2 protein-coding genes and 2 pseudogenes are annotated in these 2,776 nt (G+C 71.8%); all 4 read left to right on the plus strand.

What is annotated here, in order from left to right; all coding sequences use genetic code 11:
- A pseudogene (locus ACLN58_RS20440) lies at window positions 1-411 on the plus strand (protoporphyrinogen oxidase); the annotation flags it as partial.
- A gap of 72 nt (window positions 412-483) precedes the next feature.
- Window positions 484-1,212 carry a hydrogen peroxide-dependent heme synthase gene (gene hemQ, locus ACLN58_RS20445; protein WP_415857067.1) on the plus strand — a complete coding sequence of 243 codons (729 nt, stop codon included), beginning with the start codon at window positions 484-486 and terminating at the stop codon, window positions 1,210-1,212.
- A complete protein-coding gene (locus ACLN58_RS20450) occupies window positions 1,209-2,489 on the plus strand; it encodes a ferrochelatase (RefSeq protein WP_415857068.1) in 1,281 nt (426 codons plus the stop codon). Before hemQ ends, ACLN58_RS20450 begins: the two co-directional genes overlap by 4 nt.
- A 1-nt stretch (window position 2,490) precedes the next feature.
- Window positions 2,491-2,776, plus strand: a pseudogene (locus tag ACLN58_RS20455) (hydroxymethylbilane synthase); the annotation flags it as partial.

Below are 2,776 nucleotides of genomic sequence, written 5' to 3' on the forward strand. Positions count from 1 at the left end.
GCCCTCACGCACGCGACCGCGAAGTGGGGGTGGCTCGCCGACGAGGCCGGGCCGGGGACCCACGTGCTGCGGCTCTCCTACGGGAGGGTCCAGGATTCCGTGACGGGAGCGCTCGTGCGCGAGCCCGAGACCGACGACGAGCTGTTTCGCGCCGCACTCGCCGACGCGTCCGCGCTGCTCACGGTACCGATCGGCCCCGACGACGTGCTCGGCTGGGACGTGGTGCGGTGGGAGGGCGCGCTCCCGTTCGCGACCGTGGGCCACCGCGAGCGCGTGGCCGAGATCCGCCGCCTCGTCGCGCTGCAGCCGGGACTCGCGGTGGTGGGCGGATGGGCCGCCGGCAACGGGCTCGCGTCCGTGGTGCCCGATGCAAGGGCCCAGGCGCGCGAGCTCTCCGCCCGCATGACGTGATCTTCGTCACTTCTACGTCTTGTAGAAGATTTGAATTCGATTTTGCCGTGAACGAAGGAGCACACTGGAGCCATGAGCCACACTTTTGACGAATCTGTCACCAAAATGGTGACGGAGGGCGGCGAGGCCGCCGAGGCCCCCACGCAGCAGTTCTTCACCCTCTGGAGCGTCTTCGGCCGTGTTCCGGGCAGCGCCGCCCCGGCCGCTAGCGCCGTCTCGGACTTCGAGGCCCTCGTGGCGCGGCTCGGCCAGAAGGGCGTCACCGTCCGCGGCCTCTACGACGTCTCGGGGATGCGCGCCGGCGCCGACGTCATGGTGTGGGTCCACGGCCCGCAGGCCGAGGAGCTCCAGCAGGCCGTCCGCGACATCCGCCGCAGCGAGCTCTTCGCCGGCACCGAGCAGACGTGGAGCGCCATGGGCGTGCACCGCGAGGCCGAGTTCGCGAGGAGCCACACGCCGGCGTTCTCCCGCGGCGTCGAGCCGAGCACGTGGCTCACCGTCTACCCGTTCGTCCGCTCCTACGAGTGGTACCTGCTCCCCGCCGACGAGCGCGCACGCATGCTGCGCGACCACGGCATGCTGGGCCGCGACTTCCCGCAGGTCATCTCCAACACCGTGTCCGCGTTCGCGCTCGGCGACTGGGAGTGGATCCTCGCCCTCGAGGCCCCCGAGCTCGTTGACCTCGTCGACATGATGCGCCACCTCCGCTACACCGACGCGCGCAACCACGTGCGCGAGGAGATCCCGTTCCACACGGGCCGACGCATCTCCGCGGCCGAGGTCGCCGAGGTGCTCGCGTGACGGCGGTCCTCCCCGCGGGCCTGAGCCTGAGCACGGCGGTCAATCCCCTCACCGAGGCTGGCCGCCTGGAGCCCAAGCCCTACGACGCCGTGCTCCTCGCGTCCTTCGGCGGGCCCGAGGGCCAGGACGACGTCATTCCGTTCCTCCGCAACGTGACGCGCGGGCGCGGAATCCCGGACGAGCGCCTCGAGGAGGTCAGCCACCACTACCGGGCGTTCGGCGGCGTGAGCCCCATCAATGCTCAGAACCGCGCGCTCAAGGCGGCCCTCGAGGCCGAGCTCGCCGCGCGGGGCATCGACCTCCCCGTGTACTGGGGCAACCGCAACTGGGACCCGTACATCCCCGAGACGCTCCAGCGCATCTACGACGACGGCCACCGCCGCGTCCTCATGATCACGACGAGCGTCTACTCGTGCTACTCGAGCTGCCGCCAGTACCGCGAGGACATTGGCCTCGCGCTCACCGAGACGGGCCTCGCGGGCCGCCTCGAAGTCGACAAGGTGCGCCAGTACTTCGACCACCCGGGCTTCGTCTCGCCGTTCGTCGAAGGCACGACGGCGGGGCTCGCCCAGGTGCGTGCGGCCCTTGGCGCGGCGGACGGCGCGCGCGACGGCGAGATCCGCGTGCTCTTTGCGACCCACTCGATTCCGACCCGCGACGCCGACGCCGCGGGGCGCTCCGAGGGCGAGCCGCGCGAGTTCGAGGGAGGCTCGGCATACGTCGCGCAGCACCTCGCGAACGCCCGCGCGATCATGGCGGCTGTCGCCCCGGACGTCGCATGGGACCTCGTGTACCAGTCCCGCTCCGGCGCGCCGCACATCCCGTGGCTCGAGCCGGACATCAACGATCGCCTCGAGGCGATCGCGGGGGAGGGCGTCAAGGGCGCAGTCATCGTGCCGCTCGGCTTCGTGAGCGACCACATGGAGGTCGCATGGGACCTCGACACCGAGGCGCTCGAGACGTGCCGCGGGCTCGGCATCGAGGCCGTGCGCGTCCCCACCCCTGGCGTGCACCGCGAGTTCGTTGCGGGCCTCGTGGACCTCATCCGCGAGCGGACCACGGAGCGGAACGTCGCAGAGCGCCCGCACGTGACCGGTCTCGGGCCGTGGTACGACGTGTGCCGTCCCGGCTGCTGCGAGAACTTCCGCGGCGCGAAGCCGGTCATCGCCGAGGCGGAGGCCGCGGCGGGCACAGTGACCGGAACGGTGCTGGGCTCGGGTCACGACCCTTATCCCGCCGGTGATTCCGCGACCGCACCGACCGAGCGCGAGTCCTGACGTGGCCGTGCGCATCGGCACGCGCGGCAGCGCGCTGGCCCTGACCCAGACCCGACAGACCGCCGAGCTGCTCTCCGCCGTGGGCGGCTTCGAGACGGAGCTCGTGCGGATCAAGACCGAGGGCGACGTTCGGACCGGTTCGCTCGCGCAGCTCGGCGGGACGGGCGTGTTCGTCGCAGCCCTCCGCGAAGCGCTCCTCGCGGACCGCTGCGACGTGGCCATCCACTCGCTCAAGGACCTCCCGACGGCGGGAACTCCGGGCCTCGCGCTCGGCGCGATCCCGCAGC

This window comes from Sinomonas sp. G460-2 (assembly GCF_047759905.1).
Lineage (GTDB): Bacteria > Actinomycetota > Actinomycetes > Actinomycetales > Micrococcaceae > Sinomonas.